The organism is Lyngbya sp. CCY1209 (assembly GCF_035615495.1).
Lineage (GTDB): Bacteria > Cyanobacteriota > Cyanobacteriia > Cyanobacteriales > Microcoleaceae > Limnospira.
This window is the reverse complement of sequence record NZ_JAJENU010000588.1, coordinates 35103-53435: the sequence shown is the minus strand read 5'-3', so window position 1 is coordinate 53435 and position 18333 is coordinate 35103. Positions and strand designations below refer to the sequence as shown.

Sequence of the window (18333 nt, the reverse complement as noted above, 5' to 3'; positions counted from 1 at the left end):
AATTGCCAGCACCTATCCGTCTCTAAACCTAGAGCAAGTCTACGCCACGATCTTGTATTATCTGCACCACAAAGAAGCCGTTGATGCGTATATGACCGATTGGCTGGAGTGGGCGGAACGAATGCGGGAAGAGCAGCAACGCAATCCACCCCCAGTGGCAGAAAAAATACGTCGATTAAGGGCCCAAAGAGATGCAATGAGGCAGGCGAATGACCCTCAAGTATCTTATGGATGAAAATGTTGATTTTCTACCACTCCCTTGAGATGTGGAGGATAAAATGTTAGTGCGATACTCTCGCCCTCACCCCCAGCCCCTCTCCCAATCCTGGGCGAGGGGAGCAACTTTCTTGTTCCCCCCAAAATTGGGGGGTTAGGGGGGCTTCCGAGACTGCCATCCCTACAGATATTTCCCCTTGGCGATCGGCATCCGCCACCCCGTCCCGAAGGCGCGATCGCTGATTTTCAGTCCCGGCGGCGCCTGACGACGCTTAAATTCCGCCCGCATTACCAACTGAATAATTCGCTTAACGGTTTCTTCGTCGTGTCCCGCCTCGACCATCGTTTTTAAGGATTCGTGCCGCTCGATCAGGCGATACAAAATATCGTCTAAAATTTCGTAAGGCGGGAGAGAATCGCTGTCAACCTGACCCGGTTTTAACTCGGCGCTGGCGGGTTTTGTTATCACATTTTTGGGGATAATTTCTCGCCCTTTGTCGCGGTTCAACCACTTGCAAATCGAGTAAACTCGGGTTTTGGGTACGTCGGCGATGACCGCCAAACCGCCGTTCATATCCCCGTATAAAGTACAGTATCCCACCGACAATTCCGATTTGTTGCCGGTCGATAATAACAAGTTGCCGAACTTGTTGGAAATTGCCATCAGCAACGTCCCCCGAATTCGGGATTGGATATTTTCCTCGGCGATGCCGAATTCCGTCCCGGCGAACAGGTCGGCGAGGGTGCGATCGAAGGCGCCCATCGCGTCTTGAATGGGGAGGGTTTGGGTTTCGATTTCCAAATTTTTCGCCAATTCCAAAGCATCTGTAATCGAGTGTTCGGAACTGTAGGGGGAGGGCATCAACACCCCCAAAACCCGATCGCGCCCCAAAGCTTCCGATGCGATCGCGGCCACCAAAGAGGAATCGACGCCGCCGCTCAACCCGATCACCGCTTTAGAAAAGCCGCATTTCCGCGTATAATCCCGGACGCCCAAAACCAAGGCCCGCCAAATTTCTTCGTCGATATCGTCCGTGGGTTTGGCGGGGGATTCGGGGGATTCGACGACGATGGGAGTATCTGCAGAAGTGCGATCGAAACTCAATACTTGAAAGTCGGTTTCAAAGGCGGCTAACGCCTTCACCACCTCGCCCTTTCCGTCGAGGATGAGGCTGCACCCGTCGAAGATCAGATCGTCGTTGGCGCCGACCTGGTTGGCGTATAAAATGGGGATTCTGTAGCGGCGGGCGCTGTGGCCGAGCATGGATTTCCGCAACTGTTGTTTGGCGGCGCGGTAGGGGGAGGCGGACAGGTTGACGACCAAATCCACGTTGCGATCGCCGAGATCCTTCATCGGGTCGCAGGTGTAGGTGCGGTGTCCCCAAAATTCTTCGTCATTCCAGAGATCTTCGCAAATTGTGACGCCAATTTGCAGCGGCGCGTCGGCGTCCGGGTCCGGGAGGGTGACGACGTTGCAGTTTTTCCCCGGTTCAAAATATCGATATTCGTCGAAAACGTCGTAGTTGGGGAGCAACCGCTTGTAAAAAATCTGTTGAATTTTGCCCCCCATCACCCAGGCGGCGCCGTTGAAGAGGGGTTTGCCGCCCTGACGGCCCGATTCGGGGTTGGGAAAGACGGTTCCCACCAAAACCGCCAATTCCGGGGGCACTTGTGTGGCGAGTTGTCGCAGTTGGGTGTCCGCCGCCTCGATGAAACTGGGGCGGATGAGCAGATCTCGGGGGGGGTAGCCGACGAGGGCGAGTTCCGTGGTCACGAGGAGGTGAGCGCCGGCCTCGATGGCCTGGTGGGCGGCGTCCAAAATCTGTCCGGCGTTTCCGCTCAAATCGCCGACGGTGGGGTTGAGTTGTGCGATCGCAATTTTCATCGAAATTAGGGGGTAGGGTGTCGGGTGTGGGGTGTGGGGAACAATTAATAATTGTCAATTATCAACTGATTTGTCTGGCACGACTCCCGATTACCAATTTAATCCCAAGTTTCCAGGGAGCGATCGGATTCCTTTTCTTCCATGGGCACGGATTCGGTGGAGAGTTGTTTGAGGTCGGGCAGTTGGATCACTTCTTTTTCGGGCTGTTTGATATTGATGGGCAACTGCAGCGGCTCGTCTTTTTCGATCCAACAACTGGCCAGCGGCAGGGTTTGTTCCAGGTCATCGAGGGGTCTGGGGATGACCATGACGGCGTTCAATTCTCCGATCCGTTCAGCTTCGTACATCCCCGCTTCCACGGCGACGGCGACATCAGCGACGGACCCCCGGATGATGGCGGTACAAAGTCCCGCCCCGATGGTTTCGTAGGAAGCCAGGTAGACATCGGCGGCTTTGAGCATGGCGTCGGCGGCGCCGACCATGGCGGGAAATCCTCGGGTTTCCAGCAGGCCCACGGCTCGGTTGCTGAGGCGGGAGTGGCTGCCGTTGGCGAGTTGGGAGAGGCGGGAGCCGATGGGGAGGACGTATTCCAAGTTGGGGAGGGGTCGGGCGATGACCAGGGAGGACACGAACTGATCGAATTGTTTGGCGGTGTCCACTCCGGTTTGAATCGCCAGACGGATGTCGGCGATGCGGCCCCGCACGATCGCGGTACAGTGGCCGCTGCCGATTTTTTCGTAGCCGACGAGGTGAACACCTGCAGATTTGAGCATCATATCGGCCGTGCCGACGATCGCGGGAAAGCTGCGGGTCGAGACCAGACCCAGAGCGGCGTCTTTGAATTCGGGCTCGATGTTCCTTTTTTGGGGAACGGATATTTGCAAGTGTTCGTCCATGTTTCGTCTCTTCTCCAACAAGCGCGTGCGACTGACCGACTCGGTGTTTCGGGAGAAGGGTGGGGGGTCGGGGGGTTCGACGGGTGATGTTTGGCGATCGCACTTCCAAAGCTCGGGGCGATATCACGTTCGCTCAAATAGTTTTTTTTCAAACTATTTCTGTGATTCGATAATCAAAAATCTATACAATAACTGATTATCGGAACTTGATATTACGAGAGTCCCGAAGGAGGCGATCCGGAATTGGGGGGGGTTATGGGGTTACGGCGGTGGGGGAGCAAGGTTTTCAACAACTCGTTGATTTGAGTGTGTCCGTAAACCTGCGGCCCCATGCGCGTCTGGGGTTCTGATGCCGGCTGTGTCCGGGCCGGTTCGGGTTCCGAGTTTTCTGTTGCCGGTTCGGGTTCCGAGTTTTCTGTTACCGGTTCGGGTTCCGGTTCCGGGTTTTCTGTTGCCGGTTCCGGTTCTGCCGCCATATCGGGGGAGGATGCCCCCACCCGACGCGAGCGATCGCCAATTAAGGAACCCGAAGCGACCACATACTGGGCTTCGACGGCCGGATCGATGGCGGTCGAGTCGGAACCGATGCAGGCATTGACCCCAATTTTTCCAGTTCCCACCACTAGCACGCCCGCACCGATGCAGGCGCCCTTCTCTACTTCTAGGATACCGTGATGAGCATGAAGAATTGTTCCCATGCCAATGCAGACCCCAGCGGCGATCGCGATCTGAGAATCCGGATCGGCTCGGAGAACCACTCCGGGGGCGATGGCAGCACTGGGGTCAACGGTCACATCGCCACTCACGTAGTAAGACGGGTCTGGGTGATGCGGTGGCGACATACACATTCGGTCTGAACCTCTGGAAATGTGGACGGCGTTTCTACGTCATTCGGGACGCTGGATAATTTCCTCCAGAACCCGGCGCTTGGCTTTCGGATCGATACCGATCAAGCGGACATATTCGCCCTCATGTTCCTTCATACAGGCTTCCAGACCCGCGATCACCTCCCGCTGGTTGTTGGAGTCGATGGGGGTGCAACTGCGCCAGGAACCGGTGCGGAAGCGGCGCTTGTCGGCGTGTTCGGTGCCGATCTTGTAGCCCTGGGACAGGAGGCCCTGCACTTGGGCGATCGCCTCGGAACTCAAGTTCCCCTGAGACGGGGAGACGGAGGCGGCGCCGCTGCGGGCGGGGGTCGGGGCGGCGGGGGCCGTCACCGAGGTGGTTTGGGATACCTTGCCGTCGGGGCGCTGAATGATTTCTTCCACAACCCGGCGCTTGGCTTTCGGGTCGATGCCGATCAGGCGCACATATTCCCCGGTATGCTCGTTCATGAACGCATCCAACTGGGCCATGACAGCGGAGGCTTGGGTGCTGTCAATTTTCGGGCCGCTGCGCCAGGAACCGGTGCGGAAGCGGCGTCCATCGGCGTATTCGGTGCCGATTTTCAAGCCCTGGGCCAGCAGTTGGCTCACCTGCTGCCCGAAGTCCGAACCGCCGCCGGACGCGGATGCCCGAGGAGCCTGACGGGAGGCGGATTGGGAGGCCACCTGGCCGTTGGAGGACTTCCCGCCTACCGGACCGTCGGGGCGCTGGATGATTTCTTCGAGAACCCGGCGCTTGGCCTTGGCGTCGATCCCCAGCAGGCGGACGTATTCGCCCTGGTGTTCTTGCAGGCAGGCCTCCAGAGCCGACACCACCTCGCCGGTGTTCTGGGAGTCGATGGGGGCGCAACTGCGCCAGGAACCGGTGCGGAAGCGGCGCGGGTCGGCGTGTTCGGTGCCGATTTTGTAGCCCTGGCCCAGGAGTTGGCTGACGGTGGACACCGTTTCGGCGGGCAGGCCGGAATTGCCACTGTCGGCGCGGGTGCGATCGCGTCCCCCGCCGTTGCTGCCGGCCCGCTGGGACTCATTGCGGAGGGGGGCGATGCAGGCCACGTTTTCCGAACACTGGTAGCCCGCGGCCAGGGCTTGGTTGACGCCGATGACGTGGGTGGAGAACTTGATGTCGGTATCCGTCACGTCGGGCAGGCGATCGGCCTGTTGTTGGTTGGTGATGATGGCTCCGGAGGGGATGTACTTTCCGGCGGGAATTTCCACATCTTGGATCAGGGCGTGCATCATCACGATACACCCGTTTCCGACCCGGGCGTTGAAGACCGTGGACCGGAAACCGATGAAGCAGTTATCTCCCACGTAGGCCGGTCCGTGAATCAGGGACATATGGGTGATGGAGGAATTTTTTCCCACCCACACGGAGTAGGATTGCCCGTCATCTCCTTTGACCCGCCCTTCATCTAAACCGTGGATGACGACGCCGTCCTGGATGTTGGAGTTGTCGCCGATGTAGAAGGGGAAGCCTTCGTCGGCCCGGATGGAGGTGCCGGGGGCCACGAGGACGTGGGCGCCGATGCGGACGTCACCGATGATATTCGAGAATGAGTGGACGTAAGCTGAGGGGTCGATTTTGGGCTCCGCCAGGTTTTTAGACCAGGGTGTTGGAGGAGCCGCGTGGCTGCGAACTGCCATAACTCGATTTCTCCTAACCGACTTTCTATAAGGTTGACTTGTTGTTGGTGGACTCGGGCACGGGAGACGCCGGACGGAGGTGTTTCCGGGTTCGATCCCGATGGGATGGAACCCGGAACCTCAGCCCTGGCGGCCGTGCTCTCTTTGGTTGTAAATCTGCCGATTTCCGGCCGTCACCGTGTCGATAATGCCGACGACGGCCGCATCGGTCGGACGTGTTTCACTTCCGGACATTTGGCGGGCTGCACTTCCTCGGCTCACCAGGACCCATTCATCGAAACCCGCACCCACGTAGTCGATCGCAACTTCATATTCGGCGGTGGGCTCTCCCTGTTCATCTAGGAGTTGCAATAGCAAAAACTTGGACCCCCTGAGACTGGGTTCCTTTTGGGTACTGACGACGGTGCCAAGAACTCTGGCAATTTGCATTGGTTTTGCGGGGAATGGGTGACAGGATTCGGATAACTGACGGTTGAGAGTCGCTCCGAAGGCGCGAAGACGATGCCCCGACAGGGTTCGGGGGACGCAAGTTGCCCATGGTTTCGCGCCGGGGTGCGCCCGCTTCGGTGCGATGGTTCGGAAGCCATGTTTTGAGGTTGTCGTGGGGACGGGCGATGATATGGGTGGAGAAAACTCACCCCCCATTTACCCGCCTCACGGACGTCCCGGCGACGGACGGTTCAGCGGACGCAGGCCGCTGACGCTTTCGCGGAATTGTTCGACCTCTTCGGTGTAACGGATCGGAAGCACGTATTCTAAGTTTTCGTGGGGACGGGCGATGATGTGGGTGGAGAGTACCAACCCGCCATTGACCCGCCGCACGGACTCCGTTCCGGCGCTCACAGAGGCTTGCACTTCCGAAACATCGCCTCGCACGATGACGGTCACACGGGCGCTGCCGATTTTTTCGTAGCCCACCAGGGTGACGCGGGCGGCTTTCACCATCGAGTCCGCCGCCTCCACTACCGCTGGGAACCCCAGGGTTTCTATCATGCCAACTGCAATGGCCATAGTCGATTTTGACTCCTGAATCTCAAGATTGAAAACCCGCTCGGATGTCGTACTCGACGGCAGTCCGCTCCCCCGTTCCGGCGATGCCATCTCGGACACCGCGCCGATCCCCCGAGACTCGATCTCGGGGCGGGACTTTCGCAACTCACGTCAATCTCCTCGACGGTTGCCAGCCCCGTCTCTTCGGAGCGGGGTGCTGACTCCTGTACGACCTTTCCGGCGATCGGGTCGGGTCGCCTGACCGGCGGGCGATTTAGTAGGTCCGGAACTGTTCCACCGCGTCGGTGTAACGGATCGGGAGAACGTACTCCAGGTTTTCGTGGGGACGGGCGATGATGTGAGTGGACGAGAGCTCGCCACCGTTGACTCGTTTAATTGCTTCCATGCCCGCCGCGACTGAGGCTTGCACCTCGGAGACATCTCCTCGGACGATGACCGTTACGCGACCGCTTCCGATCTTTTCATATCCCACCAAGGTGACGCGGGCGGCTTTCACCATCGAGTCCGCCGCTTCGACGACGGCCGGAAAGCCTATGGTTTCAATCATTCCAACAGCGATTGACATCGTATTACAACTCCTAATGACGGACAGACAGAATTTCCGAGCGTCAATGCCTTACGCACTGAGTCCGGCGATCGCACAGACTACGGATTCTTTCTGCCTTTTGCGAAAAAAGTTTTCAACCTCCCTCAAATTTAAGAATAGGAGAATTGTGCGTTCTTTGACAATATTAATCTTCATTATAATTTCTCATATTCGTTATTATTTTTATTGATTAGTAATATAAATTAAGATTTTTTTAAAAAACTTAATAATTCCGCCGATCTCTTCGCCATTTGTCTTGACTTTTGTGCCAAACTGTGGTCAAAAAATCCCCCGGTCGCGCCACAGGTGGGGGGCGATCGCCGGGGGATTTTCGACATCCCCCGCCTCCGAGACGGACGCAAATGCTGATATATTAATTTGAGAGTTAATATTTCTTTATCTAACTTAAATGATTGAGTTCCTCCTACAAGCAAGTTGGTGGATACCGATATATGGCCTGATCGGGGCAGTTCTGACCCTGCCGTGGTCAACGGGACTGATCCGCCGCACCGGGCCGAGGCCAGCGGCCTATTTTAATCTGTTGATGACCGTGGCGGCATTCGCGCACGGTTCGGTCATCTACCGGGCCACCTGGGACCTGCCGAGACAGCAAATAACCATTCAATGGCTCGACGCTGCGGGCTTAGATTTATCATTCTTATTGGAAATTTCCCCCGTCAGCCTGGGGGCGGTGGAACTGGTGACGGGCATCAGCCTGGTCGCCCAGCTTTACGCCCTGGGATACATGGAAAAAGACTGGGCGACGGCTCGATTTTTCGGCCTGATGGGATTTTTTGAGGCGGCGGTGAGCGGGTTGGCCCTGAGCGATTCCCTGCTGCTGAGTTATATTTTGCTGGAACTGCTGACCCTCTCCACCTATCTGCTGGTCGGGTTCTGGTACGCCCAACCCCTGGTGGTGACGGCGGCGCGGGATGCGTTCCTCACCAAGCGGGTAGGGGACGTGCTGTTGCTGATGGGGGTGGTGTACCTCTCGACGGTGGCGGGGAGTCTGAACTTCTCCGATTTGGAACTGTGGTCGGAAAGCCACAACTTGCCCCCCCTGACGGCGGCTCTGCTGGGGTTGGCCCTGATCGCCGGACCCGTCGGCAAGTGCGCCCAATTTCCGCTGCACCTGTGGCTGGATGAGGCGATGGAGGGGCCTAACCCGGCCTCCCTGCTGCGGAATTCCGTGGTGGTGGCGGGGGGCGCCTACGTTTTGATCAAACTGCAGCCGCTCCTGGCTTTGTCCCCGGTGGTCTCCGATACGCTGATGGTGTTGGGGACGGTGACGGCGGTGGGGGCGTCCCTGGTGGCGATCGCACAAATTGACATCAAACGGGCGCTCTCCCACTCCACCAGCGCCTATCTGGGGCTAGTCTTCGTGGCGGTGGGTCAAAATCACGTCGATATTGCCCTGCTGCTACTGCTCACCCATGCGATCGCCAAGTGCCTCCTGTTCATGAGCGCCGGTTCCGTTATCCTCACCACCAACACCCAGGACATGACGGAAATGGGGGGACTCTGGTCGCGGATGCCCGCCACCACCACCGCCTTTATTGTCGGTGCCGCCGGGATGGTCGCCCTGATGCCGTTGGGGATGTTCTGGACGCTGCGGCGGTGGGTGAGCGGATTTTGGAGCCTGCCGCCGTGGCTGGCGGTGCTGCTGGTGCTGGTGAATTTTCTGACGGCTTTGGGTTTGACCCGGGTGTTCGGTTTGGTGTTCGCCGGAGAAACCCAGCCCAAAACCAGGCGGGCGCCGGAAGTCCTGTGGCCGATGGCCCTGCCGATGGTCGCCATGACCGTCGTGACGCTGTTGGTGCCGCTGATGCTCCAACAGTGGCAACTGTTGCTGAGTTGGTCCGCGCCGCTGGTGGAAGTCCCCGCCTCCGGCCTGGAAGCCCGGATCGAAGACTTCACCTTCCCCCTGGCGATCGCATCTGGGGGACTGGGGGTGGCGATCGGTTCGTTCATCTACCTGTACGGTCCGGACAAGCAACCCTACAAACTGCCCTGGAAGTCCGTACAGGATTTACTGGCCTACGATTTTTATATCGATCGCCTCTACGATGTCACTGTCGTCTTTCTCGTCAACCGCATTTCCGCCGCCAGTGCTTGGGTCGATCGCTATGTCATCGATGGGGTGGTAAACGGATTCGGTTTGGCGACCCTATTGAGTGGGGAAGGGCTCAAATATAGCATTCCCGGACAATTCCAGTTCTATGTCCTCACCATCGCTGCTAGTATCGGTCTGCTAATGATTTTGATGCTGTGGCAATTCTAGACCCCTTGGGAAACCCAGAGAACGGACAACCTCAAAAATGCTAAGTGTTTTAATTTGGATTCCCCTCATCGCCGCCCTCTATATCGGGATCTGGCCGAAACTCACCGCCCAACTCGCCCGCCAAATTTCCCGATTTGTAGCGGGGGGATTGTTTCTGTGGTCGGTGATATTGACCCGTTGGTTCGATCCCGCGATCGCCGATTTGCAGATGGTGGAGCGGATTCGGTGGATCGAGTCCCTAGGGTTAAACTATACCCTGGGCATTGACGGGTTGTCCCTGCCGTTAATTATTATGACCAGTCTGTTGGTGGCGATCGCGATCGGGTGCACCGACCTGGAAATTCCCCGCCACCGCCTCTATTACGCCCTGCTGCTGGTTATCTTTTCCGGCATTGCCGGGACGTTCCTGGCTCAAAACCTGCTCCTGTTTTTGCTGTTTTACGAAATCGAACTGATCCCCCTCTACCTGCTGATCGCCATCTGGGGCGGCCAACGCAAGGGGTACGCGGCGACCAAATTCCTCCTCTACACCGCCGTTTCCGGGTTCCTGATCCTGGCCGCATTTTTGGGGGTGGTGTGGCTCACCCAGGCGCCCAACTTCGATTTGGACACCCTAGCCACCGCCCCGACGGGCATCGCGGCCCTGGCCCCGACCACTCAATTCATTCTCCTCGGGGGAATTATCGTCGGATTCGGGATTAAAATTCCCCTCGTCCCCTTCCACACCTGGCTCCCCGATGCCCACGTCGAAGCCTCCACGCCGATTTCTGTCCTGCTGGCGGGGGTATTGCTGAAATTGGGAACCTACGGGTTGCTGCGGTTCGGCGTGGGGTTATTTCCGGACGCCTGGAGTGCGATCGCGCCCTACATGGCGGGTTGGGCGGTGGTCAGCGTCCTCTACGGGGCCTCCTGCGCCATTTCCCAGAAAGATATCAAAAAAATGGTTGCCTACAGCTCCATCGCCCACATGGGTTATATTCTGTTAGCATTTGCGGCGGCCACCCCCCTGAGTTTGCTGGGTTCGGTGATGCAAATGGTCAGCCACGGCCTGATCTCGGCCCTGCTATTCCTCTCCGTGGGGGTCGTTTACAAAAAATCGGGAAGTCGAGATATCGACGTGATTCGAGGATTGCTGAATCCGGAACGGGGTTTACCGCTAATTGGCAGCATCATGATCGTCGCGGTGATGGCCAGCGCCGGCATCCCAGGTTTGGTCGGTTTTATCGCCGAATTTATCATATTTCGCGGCAGTATGGAAGTGTTCCCGGTGCAGACGTTATTGTGCATGGTGGGAACGGGTCTGACCTCGGTTTACTTCCTGATCATGGTCAACCGCGCCTTTTTCGGGCGCCTGTCCGAAACCGTGGTGAATTTGCCCCCGGTTCAGTGGCGCGATCGCATCCCCGCGATCGCTTTAGCCGTGATTATCACCTTCCTCGGCATCCAACCGGCTTGGCTGGTAAAGTGGACCGAAACCACCACCTCGGCGTTAATGCCTGTTCCTGCGATCGTCGCACAAATGGGAGGGAGTCGGGAGTCGGGAGTCGAGAGTCGGGAGTAGGTCATTTTTCACTTTTCATTTTTCACTTTTCACTTTTCACTTTTCCCCACCCCATCCATGACATCTCAAACCCATCCACTCAGCAACTACATCCATCGCCTGGAGTCGGGCGACGCCCTGCTGCCGGACTATCCCGAAAACCTGGTCGAAGTCGTCGGCATCCTCAAAAGCTACGGCGTGGTATTGGACGCCTACTCCGTCAACCTGATCTATATCGCCGACCATCAATTCTTGGTCTTATTTCCCTTTTTCAAATACTTCAACGGGGAAATCAACCTGCAAAAACTCCTCAAATTTTGGTGGCACGATCGCATCAACTACGAATACGCCGAATACTGCATGAAAACCATGCTCTGGCACGGCGGGGGCGGATTGGATACTTACCTCGACTCCCAAGAATTTAAAACCCTCGCAGAAGCCGCAATTCAGGCGAAAATTAAAAACAATCCGTTCATGGTCGGGCTGCACAAACTCTTCCCCGAATTCCTACCCGAACAAGTCCGGCAACTCGCCTACTACAGCGGTTTGGGACAATTTTGGCGGGTGATGAGCGATATGTTTTTAGACCTGTCCGATCGCTACGATCGCGGCGAAATCCAATCCATCCCCGCCGTCGTCGATCACATCCTCAACGGCTTGGTCGCCGCCGCCAACCAACCTATCACTTACTCCGTCGAAATCAAGGGCACAACCTACGACATCATCCCCAAATCGGCGGGACTGACCTTTTTGATGGATACGGCGGTGCCCTATGTCGAAGCCGTTTTCTTCCGGGGGGCGCCCTTCCCGGGCACGGTGTCCTACAACGCCCAGGCCCACCAGATCCCCGGCGAACAGAAAGATTTCGCCTACGGCGCCCTCTACGCCGACCCCCTGCCCATCGGCGGTTCCGGCATCCCCCCCACCCAGTTGATGCAGGATATGCGCCACTTTTTGCCGGACTACCTGCACGAAATCTACCGCAATAGCTGCCGGGGGGAAGATGACCTGCGGGTGCAAATCTGCCAGAGTTTCCAAAAGTCGATGTTCTGCGTCACCACCGCCGCCATCCGGGGACTTGCCCCCCACCCCCTCGACACCGACGACCCCGCCCAAAAACAGGCCAACCGCGCCTATCTGGAAAACTGGATGAATCGCTTCGTCCACTCCCGCCTTGCCGAAGTCAACGAACCCACCTCCCGCGAGTGCCGCCCCTTCACGCGATCGGAATAGTCAATCGGCGTTAAAATTTGGGGAGGCGACCGGAGGCGGAGGGGGCACAGGAGGCAGATCTGCCAATTCTAGACCCGCCTTGAAATTCATTTCAAGGCGAATCGCAAAAGTCCACGCTTGCGTGGACTGGGTTGGACATAGGGTGTCCTAATCTCAGATCCGTATGAACTCCCCAATCATCTTTAGATGATTTGAGCTCTTAGCTTGGGAATTAATATCAAATCCGGTTATCCCCTCCTAAACCTCCCCAATCATCTTCAGATGATTTGAGCTGTTAGCTTGGGAATTGATTCCCAAGCGGTTTGGAATATCCAACCCGTTTTGTTCCGGGCATTCAACCGGATTTGATATAATTCCCAAGCGGTCTAGGCGGAAAACCCGCTCCCTCCGCTTCCTCCGCCCCCTCCGCCCACACCCCACACCCCACACCCCAACCCTATGGCTCATTCAAGACTCAAAACCCTGGGAAGATACCTGCGCCCCCACTGGAAAGTGTCGGGGCTGGGGACGATCGCCCTTTTGGTCGTGAATGCCTTGGGCGTGTACATTCCGCTGCTGATCCGCAACGGGGTGGACGATTTGCAAGAGACAGTCGATTTTCAGCCCGTCATCTGGCAGGTTTTATTGATTGTCGCCCTGGCGTCGATCATGTGGACGATCCGGATGGCTTCCCGGATTTTGATTTTCGGGGTGGGGCGGAAGGTGGAATTTGACCTGAAACAGAAGATTTTCAACCACCTGATCGGCTTGGAAGCGTCCTATTTTTCCAACAGCCGGATCGGGGACCTGATCAACCGGGCGACGAGTGACGTGGACAATATCCGCCGTCTGGTGGGGTTCGCGGTGTTGAGTTTGGTGAATACGGTTTTCGCCTACGCCCTGACGCTGCCGGTGATGTTGGCGATCGATGTCAAGTTAACATTGTTGTCGGTGTCGGTTTATCCGCTGATGTTGCTGCTGGTGCAGGTGTTCAGCGGGAAGCTGCGGGACCAGCAGATGGAGGTGCAGGAAAAACTTTCCAATCTCAGTGACTTGATTCAGGAGGATATGAGCGGCATTTCCCTGATCAAAATTTACGCCCAGGAGGAGAACGAACGGCGGGCGTTTGTGGGGAATAATCGGGAATTGCTGGAGGCGAATTTGAAACTGGCTCGGACGCGGAATTTTTTGTTTCCGTTGTTGGGGGGTTTGGCGAGTTTGAGTCTGTTGATTTTGCTGGCGGTGGGGGATCAGGCGATCGCCACCGGGGAACTTAGCGTCGGGGATTTCGTGGCGTTGGTGCTCTATATCGAGCGGTTGGTGTTCCCGACGGCGTTATTGGGTTTTACGATTACGGCTTACCAGCGGGGGGAAGTGAGTGTCGATCGCGTCGAGTCGATTTTGTCGATCAAACCGAAGATTCAAGATCCTGTCGATCCGATACCGCTGCGGACTCCGGTGAGGGGTTGGCTGAGTGCGCGGGATTTGACGTTTACTTATCCGGAGGCGAAAACCCCGGCTTTATCTGAGGTGAATTTTACCATCGCGCCGGGGGAAACGATCGCCGTGGTGGGGCCGATCGGTTCGGGGAAGACGACGCTGGCGAACGCGATTCCCCGGTTGTTGGATATCGACATTGATCGCCTGTTTCTCGACGGCCAGGATATCACCCAAGTGCCGCTGGCACAACTGCGGGCGGCGATCGGTTATGTCCCCCAGGAGAGCTTTTTATTTAGTACCACGATCGCGAATAATATCTGTTATGGCTGTCCCCAGGCGGAGCGATCGCAAATTGAGGCGGCGGCGAAGTTGGCTCGAATTCACGACGAAATTCTTAATTTTCCCGATGGCTACGATACCATCGTGGGGGAACGCGGCATCACCCTTTCGGGGGGGCAGCGACAGCGGACGGCGTTGGCTAGGGCTCTGATTTCGGATGCTAAGGTTTTGATTTTGGACGATTCTTTGTCGAGCGTGGATAATCAGACGGCGACGGAAATTCTGGATAATTTGACGGGTGGAACGCAGCAGAAAACGGTGGTGTTTATTTCTCACCAGATGTCTGCGGCGACGACGGCGGATCGGATTTTTGTGATGGATAAGGGTGCGATCGTTCAGGTGGGGAGTCATGAGGAGTTGGTGGCTGAGAAGGGGTTGTATCAGTTGCTTTGGAATCAGCATCGGTTGGAGGAGATTTTGGGGTAAGTCCGCAGATTTCGCAGATTTTCGCAGATGGGGGATTTCGGTTTTGTGGCAGTCCCCTGGCGGGGAATTGACTCGCACAACCCGCGAGAGCGTACCTATCGCGGATCGCACCCCGGAAAAAATGAGAAAATCCCGTCGGCGGCCGGCCGGGAGAGGTGCGGGGGTCAGTCGGCAGATTTCCCGGATTTTCGCAGATTGGGGATGGCCGGGTATGGGGTATACTATTAGCTGGCGTACTGGGGCATTACGGAGTAACCTTTAGAAACAATGGACGCGATCGAAATTACGGGCTTGCGCTATTACGGATATGTGGGATATTTCCCGGAAGAGCAGGCTCTAGGTCAATGGTTTGAAGTGGATTTGACCCTGTGGTTGGATTTATCTGGGGTTGGCAAAAGCGATCGCCTGGAAGATACCTTAAATTATGCGGATGTGGTGGAACGGGTGCGCCAACTGATCGAAACTTCAAAGTTCAAGATGATCGAACGGTTGAATACTGCGATTATCGAGGCCGTTCTGGATATGGAAATGGTGCAAAAAGTGCGATCGCGGGTGATTAAACAGCCGCCGATTCCCGGTTTTGGCGGTCATGTGGCGATCGACATGACTCGGAGTAGAGATGAAGTCGCTGAATTTTGAGAATCGCAATAGTTTTGACCGGAATTTTATAGTCTATCAAACTGAAAAGATGATCACTACAAAACGGACCCTGAGTGCGATCGCTATGGGTAGTAATCTGGGCGACTCTCACAGAACCTTAGAAAAGGCCCTCAAAACGATTGACCAAACTCCCGGCATTACTGTCAAGGCCTATTCGAGTTGGTACAAAACCGCACCCATCGGCCCCTCACAGCCGGATTTTCTGAATGGTTGTGCCCTGTTGGAAGTGCAGCTAACCCCCCAAGAGTTACTCCAAACGCTGCTCGATATTGAGGATCAATTTGGCCGAGTCCGTCAAGAGCGTTGGGGGCCGCGAACTTTGGATTTGGATGTGCTATTATTTGGCGATTTAATCCTAGAAACGCCGGAGTTGCAAATACCCCATCCGCGCATGACTGACCGAGCATTTGTGTTAGTTCCCTTGGCGGAAATTGCCCCGGATTGGATCGAACCGGTTTCCGGAAAGGCAATTTCTCAACTGGTGAAACAGGTGGACGATTCGGGAGTCTCTTTGGCGCTGGTGCGAAACTAAACTATCGCAGATCTTCTTCTGCACTGCGGGCGGCAATTGCTCCGTGACCGACAGCGGTGGCTACGCAGGCATCGCGGGGATTGGTCACATCTCCCACTGCGTAAACATGGGGGATTGAAGTCCGCAAAAATGGGTCGGTGGCGATATATCCTCCTGAATTGAGTTCCAGGGTCCCCACCCCTCCGGCGTCAAAGAGTTGAACAATGGGCTCGACGTTGGGCGCAAAGCCCATCCGAAAACAGATGTAGTCAAATGGGAGAGTTTCTGGGGATTTTTCGCCCTCTTGAAATGTCAGACAAAGGCGATCGCCTTTGTCTGACATTTTCTCAATATTTGCCGGTTGGTGCAACGTGATTTTGCCGGCTTTAATATACTCCAATACCTTATTTTGATTGATTCCGAATCCTTTCAGATGGGAGCGAATAAACAGGTGAATATGTTGGGCCGTGTCGGCCAGCATGATTGCCGTACCCAGTCCGTTATCGCCACCCCCAACCACTGCCACGACTTGTCCGTAGGTCATGGGAATTGCCCCCGGATTAAAGCAAATGCGGTTGGAGGATGATAGGCGATCGCTTCCGGGAATCGAGGCGATCGCTTCAAATCCTTTAAACCTTTGACCGGTGGCAATTACGATCCCTTCGGTGGTGATTTCGTGTTCTGGGGTACAAATTTTAAAATTCTCCCCACCCTGAATACTTTCGATCGGAGAGTTACACAGAGTCCGAATCACCTCGACCTCAATATGTCGGCGGAATTCCTGGGCCAATTCTTTGCCGGTTTTGCCCGCCACTCCCAGATACCATTTCTGATGAAATGGATTGATATTTTGCAACCCGCCCAGTTGCGGGCTTTTTTCGATGATAATGGGATACAATCCGAGGTATTTTAACCACAAAGCACAAGACATCCCGGCTGGCCCGCCACCAATTACTGCAACCTTTTTTTTCATCTGACTTTCTTTTTTTAGTCAATGTTTTGCGATCGCCTGTGGGAGCCCGGGCGATCGCGACGTTGAGCGACCCAACCCTCACATCAAACTCATCGTCTCCAAAACTGCTTTCACTTTGGAGACTTCATGGGTTCTGAGTATATCGTTTTTTCCCAAGGCGGCAAAAACCGAGGTAAAGACTTGAGCGCTTCTGACTTCTTCTGCAAAAACTTCCAGAGCCGTCGGAATTTGATTGAACACAGGAAATCCTAATTTTCTCAGTCGAAAAGCACTCAAAAGGCTTTTGATTTGATAGTTGAGTCGCTTGGATACATATTCATATTTGTAGTAAAAATTCGAGTATCCCAAGCCAACAGCGGGATCGATAAAGATTTTTTTAACCCCCAGTTTCGTGGCGATTTCTGTTTCTTTTCCGAAATAATTATACAAAAATTCAATCGGATCTTTCGCTAAGGTGAAGTCGAACTCTCCCACATCTCTGGCGTGTTTTCCTTGAATGTAACACATGATAATTGCCGCATCAAACTCGGCTACCACCTGGTACATTTCTTCACTCTTCTCGGTGCCCGTAAAATTGATCACATTGGCTCCGGCTTTCAAACATTCTCTGGCCACTTCCGGGTGATAGGTTTCGACCGAAGTCAATATGCCTTCTTGACTTAAAGTTTTAAGAATCGGCAGCAGTTGACTGGTCTGCTTAACCTGATCGGCCCGTTGGGTGTGTTGTGAACTCGCTTCCGCCCCAATATCAACAATGTCGGCTCCTTGAGCGGTTAAAATTTTGGCTCGTCGAATTGCTTGTTCGGAATGATAACAGACGGCATGATTAAACCAAGAATCAGTGGAAAGATTGATCACTCCTAGCAGGGACGTTTGAGAATTGAAGTTAAATGTTTTATGCCCGATGGTGAATTCTTCGACTCGGGCATTGTAGTCATCTTTATGGGCGACGTAAATTTCGTATATATCTTCGAGAGTCAGCATCTTTAACTACCTGTAATAAATCGGATGATTGGTCAGTCGGGCGAGGGTCTTGAGCGGGCAGGAAAGATTTCGGTTTGGGGAGAAATTTCGCCTTTACGACCCATGGAAAATTCTCCGAAAATTACAACTTCCAACCCCCCGCCACTTCCAAAAATTGTCCGGTGATATATTCGGACTCGGGACTGATAAAGAAATCGACCGCATTGCAGATTTCTTTTAATCGGGCGGGACGTTGGTTGGGCAAGAGCGGAATTGTCTCCTCTAAGCCGACTGAATTTTCGGCAACTCCGGGCGCGATGATATTCGCCGTAATGTTGTCCTTAATTAACTCCTTTGCCAGTGACTTAGTATAGATGATAATACCGGTTTTGGCAATGCGATACGCCGTCTGGTCGTCGGTGGCGATGAGATGTTGGGCGCTGGCGAAGGCAAAGTTTACAATCCGTCCCCAACCGGCTGCTTTGAGGTGGGGAATTGCTGTTTGAGTCACGTAAAAAGTGGCATTGAGATTGGAGTCGATCATTTCTTGCCACTCTTTTATGGAGGTTTGACTGGCGAGTTTTTCCAAATAATTGCCCACGTTGTTGACAACCACAGACAGGCCGCCGAGTTTTTCGGCGGCGGTTTCTACCAGGGACTGGGCTTGTTCCGGTTTCGTGACGTCGGCTTGCAGCGCCATCGATTTGATGCCGTAGGTGGCGGCTTCTTGACTGGCTTGGTTGGCCGCGTCGGCACTGTTTTTATAGTGAAAAGCGACATCGAATCCCTGACCGGCAAGGTGAAGTGCGATCGCCCGTCCAATTCCCACTGCCGATCCGGTGACAAGGGCCTTTTTTAGCATCATT

General features: G+C 55.2%; 17 protein-coding genes. 7 read left to right on the top strand and 10 right to left on the bottom strand.

All coding sequences use genetic code 11. From position 1 onward, the window contains the following. Positions 1 to 235, top strand: a 235-nt coding sequence (locus LKE08_RS21560) for a hypothetical protein (RefSeq protein ID WP_324706321.1), incomplete at its 5' end; no start/stop codon positions are given. A 162-nt stretch (positions 236 to 397) separates the two neighbouring features. Here the strand turns inward: LKE08_RS21560 and LKE08_RS21555 are convergent. The 7 genes from LKE08_RS21555 to LKE08_RS21525 form a co-directional block, all read right to left on the bottom strand. Next, entirely contained in the window at positions 398 to 2101 is a 1704-nt protein-coding gene (locus tag LKE08_RS21555; RefSeq protein ID WP_324706320.1) for an NAD+ synthase, read from the bottom strand. A gap of 98 nt (positions 2102 to 2199) precedes the next feature. After that, the gene (locus LKE08_RS21550; RefSeq protein ID WP_324706319.1) at positions 2200 to 2997 is read right to left on the bottom strand and encodes a BMC domain-containing protein; all 798 of its coding nucleotides are present in this window, start codon (positions 2995 to 2997) and stop codon (positions 2200 to 2202) included. Between the two features lie 212 nt (positions 2998 to 3209). Next, positions 3210 to 3839, bottom strand: a complete 630-nt coding sequence (locus LKE08_RS21545; protein ID WP_324706318.1) for a carbon dioxide concentrating mechanism protein — start codon at positions 3837 to 3839, stop codon at positions 3210 to 3212. 45 nt (positions 3840 to 3884) lie between these two features. Next, complete coding sequence (locus LKE08_RS21540) at positions 3885 to 5525, bottom strand: ribulose bisphosphate carboxylase small subunit (protein WP_324706317.1); 1641 nt, start codon at positions 5523 to 5525, stop codon at positions 3885 to 3887. A gap of 120 nt (positions 5526 to 5645) precedes the next feature. Beyond that, positions 5646 to 5954: a EutN/CcmL family microcompartment protein gene (locus LKE08_RS21535; protein WP_324706316.1), complete on the bottom strand. Its 309-nt coding sequence runs from the start codon at positions 5952 to 5954 to the stop codon at positions 5646 to 5648. 225 nt (positions 5955 to 6179) lie between these two features. Next, complete coding sequence (locus tag LKE08_RS21530; RefSeq protein WP_324706315.1) at positions 6180 to 6536, bottom strand: carbon dioxide-concentrating mechanism protein CcmK; 357 nt, start codon at positions 6534 to 6536, stop codon at positions 6180 to 6182. 253 nt (positions 6537 to 6789) lie between these two features. Continuing rightward, positions 6790 to 7101 (bottom strand): carbon dioxide-concentrating mechanism protein CcmK, encoded by a 312-nt coding sequence (locus tag LKE08_RS21525; RefSeq protein WP_324706314.1) that lies wholly within the window; start codon positions 7099 to 7101, stop codon positions 6790 to 6792. 430 nt (positions 7102 to 7531) lie between these two features. Between LKE08_RS21525 and LKE08_RS21520 the strand changes: the two genes are divergently transcribed. The 6 genes from LKE08_RS21520 to folK all read left to right on the top strand — a co-directional run bounded on the left by LKE08_RS21520 (position 7532) and on the right by folK (position 15552). Further along, positions 7532 to 9403, top strand: a complete 1872-nt coding sequence (locus LKE08_RS21520) for an NAD(P)H-quinone oxidoreductase subunit F (protein ID WP_324706313.1) — start codon at positions 7532 to 7534, stop codon at positions 9401 to 9403. 37 nt (positions 9404 to 9440) lie between these two features. Further along, positions 9441 to 10964, top strand: a complete 1524-nt coding sequence (locus LKE08_RS21515; RefSeq protein WP_324706312.1) for an NADH-quinone oxidoreductase subunit M — start codon at positions 9441 to 9443, stop codon at positions 10962 to 10964. A gap of 57 nt (positions 10965 to 11021) precedes the next feature. Beyond that, positions 11022 to 12176, top strand: coding sequence for a CO2 hydration protein (locus LKE08_RS21510; RefSeq protein WP_324706311.1), 1155 nt, complete (start codon positions 11022 to 11024; stop codon positions 12174 to 12176). Positions 12177 to 12614: 438 nt separating this feature from the next. Further along, a complete protein-coding gene (locus tag LKE08_RS21505; RefSeq protein ID WP_324706310.1) occupies positions 12615 to 14360 on the top strand; it encodes an ABC transporter ATP-binding protein in 1746 nt (581 codons plus the stop codon). 267 nt (positions 14361 to 14627) lie between these two features. Then, the gene (folB, locus tag LKE08_RS21500) at positions 14628 to 14999 is read left to right on the top strand and encodes a dihydroneopterin aldolase (protein WP_324706309.1); all 372 of its coding nucleotides are present in this window, start codon (positions 14628 to 14630) and stop codon (positions 14997 to 14999) included. Positions 15000 to 15048: 49 nt separating this feature from the next. Further along, complete coding sequence (gene folK, locus LKE08_RS21495; RefSeq protein WP_324706308.1) at positions 15049 to 15552, top strand: 2-amino-4-hydroxy-6-hydroxymethyldihydropteridine diphosphokinase; 504 nt, start codon at positions 15049 to 15051, stop codon at positions 15550 to 15552. A 1-nt stretch (position 15553) separates the two neighbouring features. Here the strand turns inward: folK and LKE08_RS21490 are convergent, their stop codons facing one another. The 3 genes from LKE08_RS21490 to tmpR form a co-directional block, all read right to left on the bottom strand. Next, the gene (locus tag LKE08_RS21490; protein ID WP_324706307.1) at positions 15554 to 16504 is read right to left on the bottom strand and encodes an NAD(P)/FAD-dependent oxidoreductase; all 951 of its coding nucleotides are present in this window, start codon (positions 16502 to 16504) and stop codon (positions 15554 to 15556) included. Between the two features lie 78 nt (positions 16505 to 16582). Next, positions 16583 to 17488 (bottom strand): dihydropteroate synthase, encoded by a 906-nt coding sequence (locus LKE08_RS21485; protein ID WP_324706306.1) that lies wholly within the window; start codon positions 17486 to 17488, stop codon positions 16583 to 16585. Positions 17489 to 17609: 121 nt separating this feature from the next. Then, positions 17610 to 18332 (bottom strand): bifunctional dihydropteridine reductase/dihydrofolate reductase TmpR, encoded by a 723-nt coding sequence (tmpR, locus tag LKE08_RS21480; protein ID WP_324706305.1) that lies wholly within the window; start codon positions 18330 to 18332, stop codon positions 17610 to 17612. Position 18333 lies beyond the last annotated feature (1 nt).

Bases quoted from the DNA above. Each gene is read 5' to 3' on its own strand.
- LKE08_RS21535 (WP_324706316.1), bottom strand. From the start codon at position 5,954: ATGCAAATTGCCAGAGTTCTTGGCACCGTCGTCAGTACCCAAAAGGAA.
- LKE08_RS21525 (WP_324706314.1), bottom strand. From the start codon at position 7,101: ATGTCAATCGCTGTTGGAATGATTGAAACCATAGGCTTTCCGGCCGTC.
- LKE08_RS21555 (WP_324706320.1), bottom strand. From the start codon at position 2,101: ATGAAAATTGCGATCGCACAACTCAACCCCACCGTCGGCGATTTGAGC.
- LKE08_RS21520 (WP_324706313.1), top strand. From the start codon at position 7,532: ATGATTGAGTTCCTCCTACAAGCAAGTTGGTGGATACCGATATATGGC.
- LKE08_RS21490 (WP_324706307.1), bottom strand. From the start codon at position 16,504: ATGAAAAAAAAGGTTGCAGTAATTGGTGGCGGGCCAGCCGGGATGTCT.
- LKE08_RS21550 (WP_324706319.1), bottom strand. From the start codon at position 2,997: ATGGACGAACACTTGCAAATATCCGTTCCCCAAAAAAGGAACATCGAG.
- LKE08_RS21485 (WP_324706306.1), bottom strand. From the start codon at position 17,488: ATGCTGACTCTCGAAGATATATACGAAATTTACGTCGCCCATAAAGAT.
- folB (WP_324706309.1), top strand. From the start codon at position 14,628: ATGGACGCGATCGAAATTACGGGCTTGCGCTATTACGGATATGTGGGA.
- folK (WP_324706308.1), top strand. From the start codon at position 15,049: ATGATCACTACAAAACGGACCCTGAGTGCGATCGCTATGGGTAGTAAT.
- LKE08_RS21515 (WP_324706312.1), top strand. From the start codon at position 9,441: ATGCTAAGTGTTTTAATTTGGATTCCCCTCATCGCCGCCCTCTATATC.
- LKE08_RS21545 (WP_324706318.1), bottom strand. From the start codon at position 3,839: ATGTCGCCACCGCATCACCCAGACCCGTCTTACTACGTGAGTGGCGAT.
- LKE08_RS21530 (WP_324706315.1), bottom strand. From the start codon at position 6,536: ATGGCCATTGCAGTTGGCATGATAGAAACCCTGGGGTTCCCAGCGGTA.
- LKE08_RS21540 (WP_324706317.1), bottom strand. From the start codon at position 5,525: ATGGCAGTTCGCAGCCACGCGGCTCCTCCAACACCCTGGTCTAAAAAC.
- LKE08_RS21505 (WP_324706310.1), top strand. From the start codon at position 12,615: ATGGCTCATTCAAGACTCAAAACCCTGGGAAGATACCTGCGCCCCCAC.
- tmpR (WP_324706305.1), bottom strand. From the start codon at position 18,332: ATGATGCTAAAAAAGGCCCTTGTCACCGGATCGGCAGTGGGAATTGGA.
- LKE08_RS21510 (WP_324706311.1), top strand. From the start codon at position 11,022: ATGACATCTCAAACCCATCCACTCAGCAACTACATCCATCGCCTGGAG.